General features: G+C 68.5%; 19 protein-coding genes. 3 read left to right on the forward strand and 16 right to left on the reverse strand.

The genetic code is table 11. The features are described 5' to 3' along the window. The first annotated feature begins 26 nt into the window (after positions 1–26). Positions 27–539, forward strand: a complete 513-nt coding sequence (locus J7E96_RS08340) for a DinB family protein (RefSeq protein ID WP_215129249.1) — start codon at positions 27–29, stop codon at positions 537–539. A 147-nt stretch (positions 540–686) separates the two neighbouring features. Further along, entirely contained in the window at positions 687–1,202 is a 516-nt protein-coding gene (locus J7E96_RS08345) for a hypothetical protein (RefSeq protein ID WP_308295873.1), read from the forward strand. Positions 1,203–1,227: 25 nt separating this feature from the next. Here the strand turns inward: J7E96_RS08345 and J7E96_RS08350 are convergent, their stop codons facing one another. Next, complete coding sequence (locus tag J7E96_RS08350; protein ID WP_374196643.1) at positions 1,228–1,701, reverse strand: hypothetical protein; 474 nt, start codon at positions 1,699–1,701, stop codon at positions 1,228–1,230. Positions 1,702–1,758: 57 nt separating this feature from the next. Further along, on the reverse strand, positions 1,759–2,772 hold the full coding sequence (locus J7E96_RS08355) for a YafY family protein (protein ID WP_215129027.1): 1,014 nt from the start codon (positions 2,770–2,772) through the stop codon (positions 1,759–1,761). Positions 2,773–2,875: 103 nt separating this feature from the next. Here J7E96_RS08355 and J7E96_RS08360 point away from each other — a divergent pair, with 103 nt between their 5' ends. Then, positions 2,876–3,283 carry a DUF3224 domain-containing protein gene (locus J7E96_RS08360; protein WP_215129029.1) on the forward strand — a complete coding sequence of 136 codons (408 nt, stop codon included), beginning with the start codon at positions 2,876–2,878 and terminating at the stop codon, positions 3,281–3,283. Positions 3,284–3,300: 17 nt separating this feature from the next. Here the strand turns inward: J7E96_RS08360 and ung are convergent, their stop codons facing one another. From ung to J7E96_RS08430, 14 genes are all read right to left on the reverse strand, one after another. Next, positions 3,301–3,996, reverse strand: a complete 696-nt coding sequence (gene ung / locus J7E96_RS08365; protein ID WP_215129031.1) for a uracil-DNA glycosylase — start codon at positions 3,994–3,996, stop codon at positions 3,301–3,303. Between the two features lie 68 nt (positions 3,997–4,064). Next, positions 4,065–5,648, reverse strand: a complete 1,584-nt coding sequence (locus J7E96_RS08370; protein WP_308295874.1) for an ABC transporter substrate-binding protein — start codon at positions 5,646–5,648, stop codon at positions 4,065–4,067. 128 nt (positions 5,649–5,776) lie between these two features. Continuing rightward, on the reverse strand, positions 5,777–6,544 hold the full coding sequence (locus J7E96_RS08375) for an SDR family oxidoreductase (RefSeq protein ID WP_215129033.1): 768 nt from the start codon (positions 6,542–6,544) through the stop codon (positions 5,777–5,779). Positions 6,545–6,560: 16 nt separating this feature from the next. After that, entirely contained in the window at positions 6,561–7,322 is a 762-nt protein-coding gene (gene fabG / locus J7E96_RS08380; protein ID WP_214971524.1) for a 3-oxoacyl-ACP reductase FabG, read from the reverse strand. A 160-nt stretch (positions 7,323–7,482) separates the two neighbouring features. Further along, positions 7,483–7,869 (reverse strand): DUF3037 domain-containing protein, encoded by a 387-nt coding sequence (locus tag J7E96_RS08385; protein WP_215129034.1) that lies wholly within the window; start codon positions 7,867–7,869, stop codon positions 7,483–7,485. Then, positions 7,866–8,720, reverse strand: coding sequence for a HipA family kinase (locus tag J7E96_RS08390; RefSeq protein WP_215129036.1), 855 nt, complete (start codon positions 8,718–8,720; stop codon positions 7,866–7,868). The genes J7E96_RS08385 and J7E96_RS08390 overlap by 4 nt, the downstream gene beginning before the upstream one ends. A gap of 78 nt (positions 8,721–8,798) precedes the next feature. Further along, positions 8,799–10,127, reverse strand: coding sequence for a site-specific integrase (locus J7E96_RS08395; protein WP_251069552.1), 1,329 nt, complete (start codon positions 10,125–10,127; stop codon positions 8,799–8,801). Continuing rightward, positions 10,124–10,435: an AlpA family transcriptional regulator gene (locus J7E96_RS08400; RefSeq protein ID WP_215129038.1), complete on the reverse strand. Its 312-nt coding sequence runs from the start codon at positions 10,433–10,435 to the stop codon at positions 10,124–10,126. The genes J7E96_RS08395 and J7E96_RS08400 overlap by 4 nt, the downstream gene beginning before the upstream one ends. 786 nt (positions 10,436–11,221) lie before the next feature. Continuing rightward, positions 11,222–11,977: a transposase family protein gene (locus J7E96_RS08405; RefSeq protein ID WP_215129040.1), complete on the reverse strand. Its 756-nt coding sequence runs from the start codon at positions 11,975–11,977 to the stop codon at positions 11,222–11,224. A gap of 112 nt (positions 11,978–12,089) precedes the next feature. Then, positions 12,090–13,199, reverse strand: coding sequence for a questin oxidase family protein (locus J7E96_RS08410; RefSeq protein WP_251069553.1), 1,110 nt, complete (start codon positions 13,197–13,199; stop codon positions 12,090–12,092). Positions 13,200–13,343: 144 nt separating this feature from the next. Then, on the reverse strand, positions 13,344–13,517 hold the full coding sequence (locus tag J7E96_RS08415) for a hypothetical protein (protein ID WP_215129042.1): 174 nt from the start codon (positions 13,515–13,517) through the stop codon (positions 13,344–13,346). Further along, on the reverse strand, positions 13,483–14,454 hold the full coding sequence (locus J7E96_RS08420) for an alpha/beta hydrolase (protein ID WP_215129044.1): 972 nt from the start codon (positions 14,452–14,454) through the stop codon (positions 13,483–13,485). The genes J7E96_RS08415 and J7E96_RS08420 overlap by 35 nt, the downstream gene beginning before the upstream one ends. A gap of 4 nt (positions 14,455–14,458) precedes the next feature. Then, entirely contained in the window at positions 14,459–14,668 is a 210-nt protein-coding gene (locus tag J7E96_RS08425; RefSeq protein ID WP_215129046.1) for a hypothetical protein, read from the reverse strand. After that, positions 14,665–14,919 carry an acyl-CoA carboxylase subunit epsilon gene (locus tag J7E96_RS08430; protein ID WP_215129259.1) on the reverse strand — a complete coding sequence of 85 codons (255 nt, stop codon included), beginning with the start codon at positions 14,917–14,919 and terminating at the stop codon, positions 14,665–14,667. The genes J7E96_RS08425 and J7E96_RS08430 overlap by 4 nt, the downstream gene beginning before the upstream one ends. Positions 14,920–15,010 lie beyond the last annotated feature (91 nt).

Raw genomic sequence — 15,010 nt, forward strand, 5'->3', positions numbered from 1 at the left:
GGAGGCGGTGAGTGACGACGACCGCCATGACCAATCCTGAGCGCATCGATCCCTCCACCACCGCCGGTGAACGCGAGATGCTGGAAAGCTGGCTTGAGTTCCACCGCGAGACGCTGGCACTCAAGTGCGCGGGCCTGAGCGAGGAGCAGTTGCGGGAGACGGCCGTTCCGCCCTCGGACATGTCGCTGCTCGGTCTCGTGCGGCACATGGCGGAGGTCGAGCGGGGCTGGTTCCACCGGGTGCTCTCCGACGAGGACGCCCCCCGGCTCTACTACAGCGACGAGAACCCGGACGGCGACTTCCATTTCACCGACCAGGACACCTGGGAGGAGGCGCACACCGCCTGGCGGGCCGCGATCGACAGGGCGCGCGAGCTTGCCGCGCCGCACTCGCTCGACCACATCGGCAAGGGCAAGCACCGCACCGGGAAGCCCTACAACCTCCGGTGGATCTACGTCCACATGATCGAGGAGTACGCCCGCCACAACGGCCACGCCGATTTCCTGCGTGAGCGCATCGACGGCACGACGGGCGACTAGCCCGCACCCGCATCACCCGGGGCTCCGTCCCAGACCCCGGACGGGGGCGGAGCCCCGGACCCCGGACCGGGGCCCGGATCACTCGTGTGGGCCAATCTCGCCCCGCGCACACCCGGAAACCGCCCCACGCCCACCAGAGTTGCCCAGGTGCACCGAACGAGAACCACAGCGAAGATCCTCATGGGAGTGGCGGTCTCGGCCGTCTCCGCCACCGTCACCGGATGCGTGGCCGTGGAGCCCGGCCCGCCCCCTGTCCCCGTACCGGCGGCGGACGCCGCGCCGCTTGCGCGGGACCAGAACGTACAGCCGCAGATCATCCAGGCCCCCGCCCGCGAGGCCCTGGACGCCGCGCTCCAGCCGTCACAGCGAACCGCACCGCGGACCGGGCCGCGAGACACCCCGGAGGTACGCCGCCCCGCGCCCCCCGCACCACCCCGCCACCCGGCCACAGTTCCCGCCCCGGCCCCCGCGCGCCCCGCGCCCGCCGCTCCCGCATACCCCGTGCCCGCCGTGCCGGCCGTAAAGGTTCCGCGTGTCCTCCCGTCCCTGCCTGCCCCCGCCGCGGGAGCGGGAGCCGACGTATGCGCGCTCGGCGAGAGATACGGCGGCTGGCAGCACGACAGCGCCCAGGCCCGCATCTGCCGCGAAACCTACGGGCGTTGACGCACGCGGGACGGCCGCACATTGATCAGCCCGCGTCCGCGATCCTTCGCTCGAGCCGGTCGATGGCCGCCCTCACCCCGTCCCCGTAACCGTCGTCCCCCAGCGCATCCGACGCCGCCCGCGCCCGCCCCAGATGGGTGCGCGCGGCGTCCGGACGGTGCAGCTTCAGATAGTCGGCGGCGAGGTTGAGATGGAGCGACGGATAGAACCCGCGCACCGCGACCGAGGAGTCGTGCCGGGCCACCCGCTCGTCCGTCAGCCCGTCGGCGGCGGCCAGCGCCCGCAGATCCCAGGCCAGTTCGTCCCCGGCGTCGTCCTGCGTGTCCGCCATGTAATGCGCGAGCGTGCAGCGGTGAAACGCGTCCCCGTCCTCGCCGATCTCCGTCCACAGCTCGCCGAGGCGGTTGCGCGCCTCCTCGCGGTCGCCCGCGTGGAGAAGCATGATCGCCTGCCCGATCCGTGTCATCGTGACGTCCTCGGACGTCTCCTGCTGCGCCATGACCATGTCTCCTGTCGCCCGCCGCACGGAAAGCCAATAATCCCGACGGTCTCGACGCTAGACCCCGCCACTGACAATCGGGCTCAGGCTCGGGCGCGCGGCCGCACCGTCCTGGTAGCGCTGAGCCAGGCCGGTGACCGTACGGGCAACCTCCGCGCGCAGTTCCGGCGGGCCGAGCACCTCTGCCTCCAGCCCCAGCCGCAGCAGATCCCCCAGCGCCACAGGCAGCGCCTCGACGCGCAGCACGGTCTCGACCCAGCCCTCCTCGTCCGGCGGCCCCGCCGCCCGTACCGCCTGCGACCCGGCCGCCCCGAACTGAACCGGCAGCAGCCTCAGGCCACGCGGTGACACCCGCAGCCGGGCCTCGCCCCGCAGTACCCCGGCCTCCATCCGGCGCGCGCTCTCCTGCCAGTACGCCGCCAGATCGAACCCGGCCGGCCGCTCGAAGCCCTCATCCAGTGCCTCCACCGCGAGCATCCGCGACACCCGGTACGTACGCACCGACTCCCCGGCGTCCGCCACGAGATACCAGTTGCCCCCCTTGAGCACGACGCCCAGCGGCCCCAGTTGGCGGTGTACGTCGCCGCGCCAGCTCCGGTAGTCGACCCGAAGCAGCCGCTGCCGCCAGACCGCCCCGGCGACGTCGGCGAGGTACGGCGCGGGGTCCGCGTCCCGGAACCAGGCGGGGGCGTCGAGGTGAAACCGCTCCTGGACGCGCCGGGTGCGTTCAGCGAGGCCCTCGGGCAGTGCGGCGCCCAACTTGAGCTGCGCCGCGGTGAGGTCGGCGGCGAGGCCCAGTTCGGCCGCCGCCGCGGGCATGCCGGCGAAGTGCAGCGATCCCGCCTCGTCACTCGTCAGGCCGGTCAGCCGGGTGCGGTAGCCGTCCATCAGGCGGTAGCCGCCGGCCGGGCCTCGGTCGGCGTACACCGGTACCCCGGACGCGCTGAGCGCCTCGACGTCCCGGTAGACGGTGCGGACGGAGACGTCCAGCTCGGCGGCCAGTTCCGGGGCGGTCATCCGGCCCCGGTTCTGCAGCAGCAGGAGCAGGGAGAGCAGTCGGTCGGCGCGCATGCGCCAAGTCTGCCCGCGTACCTGACAGAAGGTGTCAGGTACGGACGGGAAGCTGGTTCCCAGGAGCGCGAAAGTGTCGCGCCGACTGCTGAAAGGAACCTCCATGCCCACACAGGCCACCGGAATCTTCACCTTCGCCAACTGGGACGAGACCCCGGTCGCCGGGACGGACGAGACCTCCAAGCTGGCCCGCGCCTGCGTCACCAACACCTTCACCGGCGCCATCGAGGCAGCCGGGACCACGTGCGAGTACTCCATCGCGTACGTGACCGGGAAGACCGGCGTCTTCACCGGTCACCAACTGTTCAGCGGCTCCGTGGACGGCCGGGAGGGGACGTTCGCCGTCGAGGAGCGGGGCACCTTCGGCGAGGACGGCACGGTCCACTGCACCTTCGAGGTGGTACCGGGCTCGGGGACCGGCGCTCTGGCCGGGCTGAGTGGGACGGGCGGCTACACCGCGCGGCACGGCGAGCCGTCCGTCCCGTACACCTTCAGCCACCAACTGGGCTGATGGGCTGATCAGGCCGATCAAGCAGCCAGATCAGCGAGGTTGGGCACAGTCCAGTCGATGGGCTGGTGCCCCTGCGCCGCCACCGCTTCGTTGATCTGCGTGAACGGCCGGGACCCGAAGAACTTCTTCGCCGAGAGCGGCGAGGGGTGCGCGCCCTTCACCACCACGTGCCGCTCCTCGTCGATCAGCGGAAGCTTCTTCTGGGCGTAATTGCCCCAGAGCACGAAGACCGCCGGGTCGGGCCGCGAGGCCACGGCGCGGATCACCGCGTCCGTGAACGTCTCCCACCCCTTGCCCTTGTGGGAGTTGGCCTCGCCGCCCCGCACCGTCAGTACGGCGTTGAGCAGCAGGACACCCTGCTCGGCCCACGGCATCAGATAGCCGTTGTCCGGGATCGGGGTGCCCAGCTCCGCGTTCATCTCCTTGTAGATGTTCCGCAGGGACGGCGGCACTTTGACGCCCGGCCGCACCGAGAAGCACAGCCCGTGCCCCTGTCCTTCGCCGTGGTACGGGTCCTGGCCGAGGACCAGGACCTTCACCCGGTCGTACGGGGTGGCGTCCAGGGCGGCGAAGACCTCCTCGCGCGGCGGGTAGACCGGCCCGTTCGCCCGCTCCTTCTCGACGAATTCGGTGAGCTGCTGGAAATACGGCTTCTGCAGCTCGTCTCCGAGGACGCCGCGCCAGGACTCGGGCAGCATGTCGGTGTCGGTCACGTCAACAACCTCCGGTAAACGATCAGTTCTTCATCAAAGAACCTACCCGCGGCCACTGACAACGGCTCCTACCAGCTGGTCTTCTTGTGCAGCTGCCACACCTGCATGATCGTCTGCGGGTCCAGCGCCCGTTCGGCGCCCGCGATCTCGTCGGAGGCGGCGACGTACAGCTTGCCCTGCCACAGCGGCAGCAGACGGACGTCCTCGAGCAGGATCTCCTGGGCGCGCCCGAACTGGTCGCCCACCGCGGCCCGGTCGCTCTCCTGCCGCGTCTTCGGCAGCAGGCTGGCCGTGATCTCCGGGGTGTCGTACGGCGTACCGACGGCGTTGTTCTCGCCGACGAAGGGGGCGACGAAGTTGTCCGGGTCCGGGAAGTCGGGGGACCAGCCGCGGCCAAACACCGGGTACTCGCCCTTCTGGTACCCCTTGGCGAACTCCTTCCACGGGCGGTGCTTCAGCGTGATCTTGAACAGCCCGGACTCGTCCAGCTGCCGCTTCAGCTCGGCGAACTCCAGCGCGGTGGCAGATCCGTACCGGTCCGAGGTGTACCAGAAGGTCAGCGGGACCGGCTCGGTGATGCCCGCCTCGGCGAGAATGTTCCGCGCCTTCGGCACGCTGGGCTCACCGTAGGTGTCGAAGAAGCTGGTCGCGTGACCGGCGACGCCGCTCGGGATCATGGAGTACAGAGGCTCGGCGGTGCCCTTGTAGACCTTGTCGACGAGCGCCCCCCGGTCGACCACCTGGGCGATGGCCCGGCGGACGGCGGGCTTGCGCGCGGCCGGGTCCTTGGGGTTGAACACCAGGTACCGGATCTCGGCGCCGACCGCCTCGACGACCTGGAGTTCCTTCTCCTTGGGCTGGCCCTCCAGATCGATGACCTGCTCCGCGGTCAGACCACGGAACGTCGCGTCGATCTCCTTCTTCTTCAACGCCTCCACCATCACGGCGGAGTCTTTGTAGTAGTGGATGGTGACGGCGTCGTTCTTGAGATCGGCGAACCCCTCGTACTTCGGGTTCTTCACGAGCTCGGCCATCTTCTCCGGCTGGTACGACGCGAGGTTGTACGGGCCCGAACCGGTCAGCTGGTTGCCCGTGCGGAGCCTGTCCTTCGGGTAGTCCGCGGGGCTCACCATCGACATCGCGGGCGTCGCGAGCACGAACGGGAAGGTGGCGTCCGGCTTGTTCAGCCGGAAGGTGATCTTCCGGTTACCGCTCGTCTCGACCTTGTCCAGGCTGGAGAGAAGCCCGCTCGGGCCACCCTTCTCGCCGATCGCGACGATCCGGTCGATCGAGTGCTTCGCCGCCTTGGCGTCCAGCGCCGTTCCGTCGGAGAAAGTGAGGCCCTCTCGGAGCGTGCAGGTGTACACCTGGTTCGAGCTGTCCGTGAAGGAACACTTCTCGGCGGCGTCGGGCTCAGGCGTGGTGCTCCCTGTGGGGTAGCTCACCAGCGTCTGGAAGACATTTCTGTACAGCTCCCAGGAACCGTCCCATGCGCCGGCCGGGTCGAGTGTGCTGGGCGTGCTCGTGGTACCGACAGCGAGCTTCTGCTCGGTGTCGGACTGATCACTGGACAGCATCCCGCAGCCGGACGTCAGCAGGGATATGGACGCAAGGGCTGCAGCGGACTGCAGACATCTGGTCCGGTTGAACACGTGCACGCTCCTCGATCAGCCATGGGTCGGCAGACCATACCGCAGCGCCCCGCCGGCTCAACGGGCAGACCCGGCAGGGCGCTTGGGCGTAATCCAGCATATCCGGAGTAAAAACGGAGTAAAACGACTCAGTGGACGCCGGCGTTCAGGAAGATACCGCCGTCCACGACGAGTGTCTGCCCCGTGATCCAGTCCGACTGGTCCGAGGTGAGGAAAGCGGCCGCTCCCCCGATGTCCTCGGGAACGCCGAGCCGTCCCAGCGGGTACGCCGCGGCAGCCTCCGCCTCGCGGCCGTCGTAGAGCGCCTGGGCGAACTTGGTCTTCACCACGGCGGGCGCGATCGCGTTGACCCGTACGCCCGGCGCGAACTCGTGCGCCAGCTGGAGGGTCAGGTTGACCATCGCCGCCTTGCTCATGCCGTACGCGCCGATGAAGGGCGAGGCGGAGAGGCCGGCGACCGAGGCGATATTGACGATCGCCCCGCCGTTCTCCTTCTGCCACGCCTTCCAGGTCTGCTGCGCGAACCCGAGCGCGGAGATCACGTTGGTCTCGTACGTCTTGCGGGCGACAGCGAGGTCCAGCTCCGCGATCGGCCCGAAGACCGGGTTCGTGCCGGCGTTGTTGATCAGGAAGTCGACCCGCCCGAACGCCTCCATGGCGCGCTCGACGGCGATCGCCTGGTGCGCCTCGTCGTGGGCCTTGCCCGCGACGCCGATCACCCGGTCGGCGCCGAGCTTCTCCACGGCCTCCTTGAGCGCGTCCTCGTTGCGCCCGGTGATGCACACCCGGTCCCCGCGGGCGACGAGCGCCTGGGCGACGCCGTAACCGATTCCGCGGCTCGCGCCCGTGATGAGCGCGACCTTCCCGCTGTCCCGTACCTCTGCCTCAGCAGTCATGATCCTCAGTCCCTCGTCAGTTGAGCGGGCCGCCGGCGACGTACATGACCTGGCCGGAGACAAAACCGGCGTCCTCGCCCGTGAAGAAGGCGATGGCGTTGGCGATGTCGTCCGGCGTGCCGACGCGCTGCACCGGGATCTGGGTGGCGGCGGCGGCCTGGAACTCCTCGAAGCCCATGCCCACGCGGGCGGCGGTCTGCGCGGTCATCTCGGTGACGATGAAGCCGGGCGCGACGGCGTTGGCCGTAATGCCGAACTTGCCGAGCTCCTTGGCGAGGGTCTTGGTGAAGCCCTGCAGGCCGGCCTTGACGGCGGAGTAGTTCGCCTGGCCCCGGTTGCCGAGCGCCGAGCTGCTGGAGAGGCTGACGATACGGCCGAACTTGGCGTCCACCATGTGCTTCTGGCAGGCCTTGGCCATCAGGAACGCGCCCTTGAGGTGCACGTTCACCACGGTGTCCCAGTCGGACTCGCTCATCTTGAACAGCAGGTTGTCGCGCAGCACACCCGCGTTGTTCACGAGGATCGTCGGCGCACCGAGCTCCGCGGCGACGCGCGCGACGGCGGCTTCGACCTGGGCGCTGTCGGAGACGTCACAGCCGACGGCGAGGGCGGTGCCACCCGCCGCGGTGATCTTCTCGACGGTGTCCTTGCACGCGGCCTCGTCGAGGTCGAGTACGGCGACGGCGCGGCCCTCGGCCGCAAGACGGACCGCGGTGGCGGCGCCAATGCCGCGCGCCGCCCCGGTCACGATCGCGACACGCTGCTCGGTGGTGGACATGCTGGTTCTCCTCGCCCTTGGATGCGGCGCCCAAGTCGACCGAGAGTGAGTACCCGATCACTGAGCAACCGCTTAGTAGCTTCAGCAGACGTGACGCTAGAAGCCATGGCACGCGGTGTCAACGGCCCAAGGAACGACCCGGGGATTTGCGTAGCGCAGATCACCGCACCAGCAGGTCGAGCAGGCGCTCGACCTCCGCCTCCGGATCCGTCGTGAGGCCCGTGTGCACGGGGCCCGGCTGTACGACGGTGCTGCGCGGCGCGACGAGCCAGCGGAAGCGCCGGCCCGCGTCGTCGCCCGCCGCCTGCCCCGCCGCCTCCCCGCCGCAGCAGACGCCCTCCACGGCCCGCAGGGCGGCCCGTACGCCCGCTACGTCGGCGTCGGGGTCCAGCGCCTTCAGCTTGGCCTCGTCGAGGTGGGTCCTGGCGGCGACGAAGGACTTGGCGCGGCAGTAGACGAGCACGCCCGCGTTGAACATTTCGCCGCGCTCCACGCGTGGCACCACGCGCACCAGCGCGTACTCGAAGACATCCCGCTTGGCGCTCACTCGCGGCCGTCCTTCTTCTGCTGCTCGGTCGGGTGCGGCTGCGGCGTCAGGCGGTCCTTCAGCCAGCCGGGCGCCCGCGACGGCTTGTCCTTGGTCGGCGCGCTGAGGGTGATCCGGTCGGCGATCGTCGCGGCGCGGGGCAGCAGCGCGTCGACGTACGCGCGGCGCAGCGCGTCGGTCCTCTCGAAGCCGGGCTCGTCGACCAGCCACTCGACGGGGACCTCGGCGGCGACCTCGGTCAGCAGCTCCTCGGTGACCAGCGGCGCCAGCTCGGCGGCCGCGGCCGCGATGTCGGGGCCGAAGGGCGCGAGCACATGGTCCGAGGCGTTGTACGGCTTCGCTGACGCGCTCCGGGCGGTCGGCCAGTTGTGGTGCCAGATCATGGTGGCGCCGTGGTCGATGAGCCACAGATCGCCGTGCCAGACGAGCATGTTGGGGTTGCGCCAGGAGCGGTCGACGTTGTTGATCAGCGCGTCGAACCACACCACCCGGCCCGCCTCGGCCGGGTCCACCTCGTACGCGAGCGGGTCGAAGCCGATCGATCCGGGGAGGTAGTCCATCCCGAGGTTCAGTCCGCCGCTCGCCTTGAGCAGTTCCTGGACCTCCTGGTCCGGCTCGCCCAGGCCGATCACCGGGTCGAGCTGGATGGTGACGAGTTCGGGGACGCGCAGCCCGAGCCTGCGGGCCAGTTCTCCGCAGATGATTTCGGCGACCAGGGTCTTGCGGCCCTGTCCCGCGCCGGTGAATTTCATGACGTAGGTGCCCAGGTCGTCGGCCTCGACGATGCCGGGGAGCGAGCCGCCCTCACGCAAGGGCGTGACGTACCGGGTCGCGGTGACTTCTGTCAGCATTTTCCCAGGCTATCCGACTTCCTGATCTTGCAATCGATGCTTACCCCATCAGCGTAAAACGAGGGAATTGAACCACGATCACCCCTGGGGAGAATCTGGGGAGTTTCGGCTGACGTGCCGATCCCCCCGGCTCCCGAGCATTCCGTCAAGGGCGGTGCGTCCCTTGCTCCCAGCCTCCGGCATGAAGTGAGCATAGTAACCGAGCGTGATAGCCGGCGAGGAGTGTCCGAGCCACCGCGCCAGAGTCACCACGGACTCCCCCGCCTCCAGCATGATCGAGGCGTAGGTGTGTCGCAGCACATGGAAGCCGTCCTTCGGCGCCGCCTCCCACTGCCACGGCTTCGCCCCCTTCGGGCGCGGCGGGATGATGCCGGCCTTGGCCAGCGCGGGTTTCCAGGTGTAGGTGTTCCATGTGTTCACGGCCACGGCGTTTCCAAATCGCGTCGTTAGCAGCAGCGAGAACTTCCTCCGCGGCCTGTCCGGCCCCGGCTTCTCCCACGGAAGCTCTACCTCCACCGGCGGGAACGCTCCGACATAACGCTTCAACTCCTCGGCCACCGAGGACGGCATATCGACGCTACGCATCTTCCTCCCCTTCGGCAGGGCGAAGTACAACTTCCCGTTGACTGCCTGAACTTGGCGCCGGACATGAAGGACGCCTCTCGCATAATCGATGTCCTCTGGGCTCAACCCGAACACTTCGCCCTGTCGAAGCCCGCACCCCAGACCGAGCACCACGGTTATCCGGTTCCGTGGGCTGATCACGTCACGAACTCGGAGTACCGTCTCCAACGACCACGCCTCTCGTCGCTCCTGCGACGCCTTGGGCCACCGAACGGACTTCGCGCGCATCGGGTTCTGGGCAAGCCGCTTGTCATCGACGGCCGCCTCCAGAATGGAGGACAGCTCGCTCAAGATGCCGCGTCGGTAGTCGACCGAGGAGACCGTTGCCTCCAACTTCGCCGTGTACGCGCGAAGCTCTGCCGCCGTGATGTTCCTGAGCGGGAGTTCGCCCAGATGCGGAACGATGTGCAGCCGCGCCCTCCGCTCCTGGTTCTGCTGGGTCTTCGGAGCGCCCCCTCTACCGGGAGCCCAGTGCATCGCTATGTAGTCGGCCAGTGTGATGGATCCGTCACGCGGGTCCACGAACTCCCCGCGCTCCTCGTCCGTGGCGGACCGGCGAAGCCATGCCTTGGCGTCCTCCAAGGTCTCGAAGGAGCGATCCCGGATGCCGGGGATGCCGGCGACCTTGTATCGCTTTCCCTTCCCGTAGCGAGCGGTTCTCTCTCTCCTCCCGGTGGCCGGGTCCTTCTTCTTCTTGATCCAGCGGTCTTCTATGTACCCGGCCAGGGGACTCTCCTTGTGCGTGGTGTGGCGAACGGCGCCCTGCAGCGCCTGGCGTTTCAAACGTCGTAGATGCGTCCGGGCCGGTGCTGCGGGGCACCGGCCAGAGGGCTCAAGCTCGGGTTGGAGCGAGAGTCGGCCTGCTCCTGTTCGCGGACCCAGGCATCGAGTACTTCACGCCGGTACATGACGCGACCGCGAGTTCCCATACGGAAGCTGGGTGGCCCCTGCCGCCGGTGGCGCCAGACGTAGAGCGTATGAGGCGAAAGGCCGAGGTATTCGGCAGCGTCCTTGACTGACAGAAAGGCTGTGCGGACGACACGGTCCCTGGGCACATCGGCGGAAGGGGCACGCAGCGGTTGTGTAGGCATCACATGAATCGGTCTCTGTGAGTTGCGAGGGGCCAGGCAGATGCACAGACCAGGGCGCTCCGTGCCTCCCCTCGTCTTCGCAGCGCTGCCCTGCGTCCGCTACGGCTCCACCGCCAAGCACAGCCGAATGCGAACACCTCGATGGTCACGGCGATCGCCGGTTTGGCTAACCGGCGATCACGGGCTATGTTCCGCTCGCTCCCGGCCGGGCTCCGCCCTCAGTTGCCGCCCCCGCCAGTGCCCCCGCAGTTTGGAAGTGTTGCGCGCAGCTCATGCGCCATGGGCACCGAAAGCGAAGAGGGCATGGCCGGTCAGTCGGATAAATCGGAGCGCACGCATCGGCAGAAAAGACTCCTCATCGGGTTGCCCGGTGGGCCGCTTACCGACTCGGCGCTTCCGGGGTGTTGTACGTTGACATATCCCTGGAAGGGGTTCCAGCCTTTCCAGGCTCTTTCTCGTCTGCCGTGGGCGAATTCCGAAAAAGGACGACGAGGACTGATCGGGTGATGCGGATCTCGCATACCACGCCAGAGAGCGCCCGGGCGGTGCGGGGTTGCGGATCAGTCGCAACCCCGGGCCACACCGGAGTAGCTGCACCAGCTGACCTGGTGATTTCCGGGACGTTGTACGTTGACATGCTCCCGGCGGAGGTTTCCAGTCCTTGGAGTTCTTTCTCGTCTGCCGTGGGCGAATGCTGTCCTTTGTCAGCGAAGCCAATCGTTGTGTCATCCAACCCAGTCGACTCGCGGCCGGTCTCAGCTGGCAGTCATTGAGCCTTTTCCAACCTCAGGTTGAGGCGTGGTGAAGGACGAGGACGGCCTTCACGATGTCAGTGATGCGGTTGGTGCTGCAGCGGAGCTTTCGGAGCAGGCGCCAACCCTTGAGGGTGGCCATGGCCTGCTCGCCGAGGCAGCGGATCTTGGCATGGCTGCTGTTGTGACGCCGCTTCCATCGCTTGAGGCGACGGCCCCGGAACGGGACCCGAACAGTCCCGCCTGCTCCTTGATATGCCTTGTCCGCCCAGCACTTCAGCCCCGCGGCGGCGAGTGCGTCGACGATCCCGTGCTGTCGGGCAGCGGTGAGGTCATGGGTGGAGCCGGGCAGGGCGGGCGAGGCCCAGAGCAGGCGTCCGAACGGATCGGTGAGAACCTGGATGTTCATGCCGTGGCGTTTGTGCTTCCCCGAGTAGTACGGGGTGTCGGCGGCGATGCGGTCGATCGGCAGCAGGGTGCCGTCGAGGATGACGAACGCCTTCTTTCGGCTCGCCTTCATCGCCTCTGCCAGGGACGGGGCGCGAGCAGCCAGCACCTCGACGGCCTCGCGTATGTAGCGGTACACGGTCGCGATCCCGATGCCGAACCCGGCAGCGAGCTGGGCATAGGTGTCGCCACACCGCAGATGGGCCAGGGCCAGCAGGGCTTGGCGGCCGGCCGTCAGGCGCCGCCATCGCGTCCCGATCTCCCGCTGCCGGACAGCTAGTTGCCTGCCCAGATACCGCAGAGTGCGGCTGGACAGATCAATCGAGGAGGGGTAGACAAGCACGCGAAGCTCCTGACAGACACGGGTGATCTTGGTCGAGAACCCGTCTACCAGGAGCTTCGTCGTTGCGCAGGAGGGTTTAACTCGCGGTCAGTACCGTGAGGTTGGAAAGGGCTCACGGAATGAGGCCGAGTTCAGGGGTGGGAATGCGCTGATGCGCTGCCTGGGCCGCGGCGGCGTAGCGAGGGTCGGGGCGCAGGCCGTTCTCGCGTAGACACGCCTCGGTGAACTTGATGACGTGCTCGTCCTTGTGCTCCACGGAACGGGCCACCAGTTCGTTGAATGGCGGGACCTCGGTTTTCAGTGCGGTTTCGAACGCCGTGTCCTCACCACGGCGGCCGCCGGTAAAGGAGAGAAGAAGCGCCACATGGAGCTGCCAGACGGCGGCCACGGTCGGCAGATGCATTTCCGTCGGAAGGTGGGGCAGGACGATCCGGACGGCGGCCGGAAGTGTCACGCCGTGGAGCAGTGGTATGGGATAGATCTCGGTGTGGACGAGATAGAGACCGGCGAACTCGGCTGTCATTTCGCTGAGGAGCAGGTGCGGGTCCTTGGGGGCGACTGCCCGCAGCGCCTTGGTGTATCCGGGGAGTTCGGCGATCCGGTGAAGTCTCTGCCTCGAAGTCACTCTCGCCTTCGGTGGATGCAGGAAGTCTTCCAGCAGTTCGCGAGGAAGTTCCGCCACGGCCTGCGCGAGGCTGGTCGTTCCCCGGAAGTCCGCGTTCCCTGGAAGGCTGCGGTATCGGGCCGCCCAGTAGGCAAGCCCTCGCGCGAGCTCAGTGAGCTGCATCTGACTCGGTTGGGGGGTGGCGGCCAGGCTGCGCACGGCGTGCGCCGTTCGGATCGCGCCGTGCGTGATGCCGGCCAGGAGGCCGGAGATGAGTCGTGGCCACCATCGGACGAGCACGTCGCGCCAGGGAGTATCGGCCAGTTCCTGGACGAATAGCTGCTCCCAGTCCCCGGCCCGGCTGAAATCGCCCAACGCGGCACGCCAGGTGGCTTCGTCCGACGCGTTGAGCGGAAAGGAGGGTGCGGGCCTGTCGTGATGTGGTTTGGCCCGGTAGACCTCGACCCAGGTGCCGATCTGGTCGCCGTGGCCCAGGACGGCCAGTGTTTCGGCTGCCATCGGGCCGTGGTTGACCAGTTCACCACGTTCCCCGCGCTCGTACCCCATGTCGTCGAGGCGTTCCAGGGCTTCGTTGACGGCGTCGAAGTAGGTGACCAAGGGGTTCTCCTCTTGTCAGGTACCGGTGACGTACGGGTTCTGTCGGAGCTGGTTGGCGTGGGGGAACGCCGGAGGCCGGCTGTGACAGTCGCGGTCACCTCAGCGGCGGGGAGAGCGATTCATGGTTGTTCCTGCTGGCCCGGTTCAGTCGATGCCGCGGAAGATGTGACGGTCGGGGATGTCTTCTTCCTCGCCGGCCAGGAGCACGGGCCGCCCGGTTCCGGGCTCAACGGCAGGGCGTGCCAGTGCCTCACGCCGGCCGCCATGGGCCGCGATCCGGTTCTCATGCGTACGTGTGTGCTCGAGGGGCATCTGCATGTCGGTTGTCCGCTCCTTCACTGTCGGGTTGTGACTTCCTGCTCCACTGCCGGGTCCCGGGCGGTGCCGCGTCCTGCGCCAGGAGGCACTCCTCGAGGAACCCGAGAGCCCTGAGGTGGTAGGTACGGGCCGCCCAGCCGAGGCTGATGTTGTGCCCGGCGTCCGGTTGGAGGTCGACTGTCGTCTTCGCCCCCGACAGTGGATGCCGCAGAGCGGCTATGGCCTCCTCGTCGAACAGCCACCACTGCTCCTGCTCGGCGAAGGTGAAGCGCACCGGCACCCGCACCAGGGACGCGATGGGGGGGTACAGTTCCGGCCACAGCGGGCCCTGCAGTGCTTCGGCGGCCGGAACCGGGCAGACCAGTGCGCGGCCGAGCCGGAAGGCATCCGGCGGATAGAGCCGCAGGGCTCCCCAGTGCCGGCGCCAGTCTCCGTGCCTGCCACGGCCGGGCAACTGGTGCGGGTCCACGGCGAGGCGGTTGCCGAGTCCGGAGATGTCCAAGCCGATCAGGCCGCTACCGCGTTCGTCCGCGGCGGCGGCCAGCGCGAGCTTGCCGCCGTTGGAATGGGCCACGAGGAAGAAGCCCGCCCCGGTGTCATGGGTGGCGGCGAAGTCGGCCAGCGCGGCATGCAGGGTGACCGCCTGGTCGGTGACGGTCTGTCCCTCGGGCAGCTGCGCGAGGGACAGACCGTAGCCGGGGCGGTCGACGGCCAGTACGGTGTAGCCGAGTTCGGCCCCCAGAGCCAGCAGTGAGAGCCCGGGGCGAGAGCGGCTGTCGAAGTAGCCTGCCCGCATGCCGCCGCCGTGGATGGCGACCACCACGGCGCGCGGCGGCTGCGTGGCCGGTTCGGCGAGCAGCGCGGACATGGGGACGCCGTCGGCATCGAGGGTGATCTCGCGGATTTTTGGGGCACCGGAATTCGGTGGCTGCGCCATGTGATCAGAACTCCTCGTGCACGCTGGGATCGGAAGGTCTGAGGGAGGGCGGGCCGGGGAGGAGACAGCCGGTTTTGCTCGGCGGCCCCTGGTGGCGGCCGAAGCTCCACGCGATGCGGCGGCGTACGAGAGTGCGCAGGGGTGTCACGGTGTACGTCCCTGGGGCCCGGCCGGTGGGGGAAGGCGTCGTCGGGCCTGTCTGGAGTTTCGTCATCCGCTCTCTCCGGTGCCCGGCTCGGGGCGGCGCGCTGCGGTGCGCCAGCTGCGGGGTGCACGGTGGCCGTGGGCGCGGTCGGGGCTGCGCCAGTCGGCGGGCGCGGGAACCGGCTCCTCGGTGGCGCTCGGCGCGCCGGACAGCCGCATGAGGAGCACCACGGCGAGTGCGGCCGTCTCCTCTTCGGTGGGCACACCTCTTTCCACGCGGAAGAGGTGCTCGGTGTCGAGAGCGGGGGTGGGGGTGGTCATGTTTGTCACGTTCTGTGTCCTTTCCGGACTCCTGGTTCGGTTGCGTGAGAGCCGGGCCGTCGGACCGGCTGAGCGGGCCCCCGGACGGACG

The sequence above is a fragment of the Streptomyces sp. ISL-96 genome, from assembly GCF_018614035.1.
Classification (GTDB): domain Bacteria; phylum Actinomycetota; class Actinomycetes; order Streptomycetales; family Streptomycetaceae; genus Streptomyces.